Source organism: Desertibacillus haloalkaliphilus, from assembly GCF_019039105.1.
Taxonomy (GTDB): Bacteria; Bacillota; Bacilli; order Bacillales; family KJ1-10-99; genus Desertibacillus; species Desertibacillus haloalkaliphilus.
Genome location: NZ_JAHPIV010000035.1, coordinates 1 through 1,871 on the forward strand (window position 1 = coordinate 1; position 1,871 = coordinate 1,871).

The 1,871-nt window shown below is 40.6% G+C and carries 1 protein-coding gene; it reads left to right on the top strand.

Translation table 11 applies throughout. From position 1 onward, the window contains the following. The first annotated feature begins 531 nt into the window (after nucleotides 1-531). Nucleotides 532-1,770, top strand: a complete 1,239-nt coding sequence (gene ltrA / locus KH400_RS20670; protein WP_217227872.1) for a group II intron reverse transcriptase/maturase — start codon at nucleotides 532-534, stop codon at nucleotides 1,768-1,770. The last annotated feature ends 101 nt before the right edge of the window (nucleotides 1,771-1,871 follow it).

A 1,871-nucleotide genomic window follows, 5' to 3' on the forward strand; every position in this document is an offset into this window, starting at 1 on the left:
CCGTACGTACGGTGGTGGTGTGCTGTGAAAGGCACATCGGAGATGAGGGAAGGCCCCTTGATGGGGATTGAATCAGGCAAATCCATCAAACAGCCCTAAGCTGCTGCAATAAAGAGTTGCGGTAGTAAGCGTCTAGGGAAAAGGTTGCAATAAAGCAATCATGTGAGATATACAAAGATGAACGAAAGTGAACCGCTGAAGAAGTATCGATAACGTAAGACTTTGTCAAAACCTATTGTTCACCACTAGATAGGGACAAGAGCAGAAGATAACCTGAAAAGCTGACTGCTTGGCAAACGGTATTAAGGTGGCATGAGTGTATATCAGGCTCTGATGTGAAACACAGGAACCTGCATCATGATGATAAGTGAAAAGACACAAACCACAGAAAGGTGAGGTCGAAATAGCAAAGCGTGATGTAGGGGCGGAGGTGCTCGTAGTAGTAACGAAGTTGTTGTAATGGCAACGGAGCGAAGGGGCACCATCATTCAACTCGAAAACTGAGAACAACTGTGAAAGCAGGAGGATTTGATGAAAGAGAGTAAGCCATATAAGATTTCAAAACAAGTTGTTATGTCCGCCTTCAAAAGAGTAAAAGCGAACAGAGGAAGTGCTGGAATTGATGGTCAGGACATAAAAGAATTTGAAGAGAACCTCAAAAGTAACCTCTACAAAATATGGAATAGAATGAGTTCAGGTAGCTACTTCCCACCTCCGGTGAAGTTGGTTGAAATACCTAAGAAAACTGGTGGAAAACGGGGACTTGGTATTCCAACTGTCGGAGACAGGGTAGCACAAATGGTAGTTAAGATGTACTTTGAATCTAAAGTAGAACCCATATTTCATGAAGACTCTTATGGATACAGACCAAGTAAGTCGGCTTTGGATGCAATAGGACAAGCCAGGAAAAGATGCTGGAAATATGATTATGTCATAGAATTTGACATTAAAGGACTATTCGATAATATTGATCACGAACTGCTAATGCGAGCTGTACAAAAGCACGTAAAAGAGTCTTGGATATTGATGTATATTCAAAGATGGCTCAAAGCACCATTTATTAACTCGGAAGGTCACAAGATTGATCGAATCAGCGGGACACCGCAAGGTGGCGTTATAAGTCCTGTTCTTGCAAACTTGTTTATGCATTATGCGTTTGATATGTGGATGGTACGAACATATCAAAACTCTCCGTTTGAACGATATGCAGATGATGCCATAATTCACTGCAAGACGGAATTGGAAGCACTTGAGATTCTAGGTAAACTGAATCAACGACTGAAAGAGTGTAAACTTGAACTACATCCAAAGAAAACAAAGGTTATCTATTGTAAAGATAAGGATAGGATGAAGGAATATCCAATTACGGAGTTTGACTTTTTAGGGTACACATTTCGAAGAATCTTCATTAAAGATAGATTGGGAAGACTACAATTTAATTTTCTACCATCAGTAAGCAAAAAGTCCGCAAAGGGTTTTCGAGACAGAATAAAAGCTATGAGAATTCATAGTTTTACAGGTAGCAAAATTGAAATTATAGCGGAAATGATAAATCCAACGGTTAGAGGTTGGTTGAATTATTTCACAAAGTATAATGCATCAGCTGTAAGGTACTCCATTGACTGTATAAATCGAAGATTAGTCAAATGGGCAATGTGCAAATACAAGAGATTTAGAGGGCATCGGACACGTGCTGAAAAATGGCTTAGAGAACTCGCTAAAAGAGAGCCCAAAATGTTTTCACACTGGGCTCTTGGAATGATTCCTTAATGTGGCTGAATGATAAGAGCCGTATGAATCGAGAGGTTCACGTACGGTTCTGTGAGAGCCTTTGGGTGAAACTCCCATTGGCTACTTGACTGAGAGGTCGG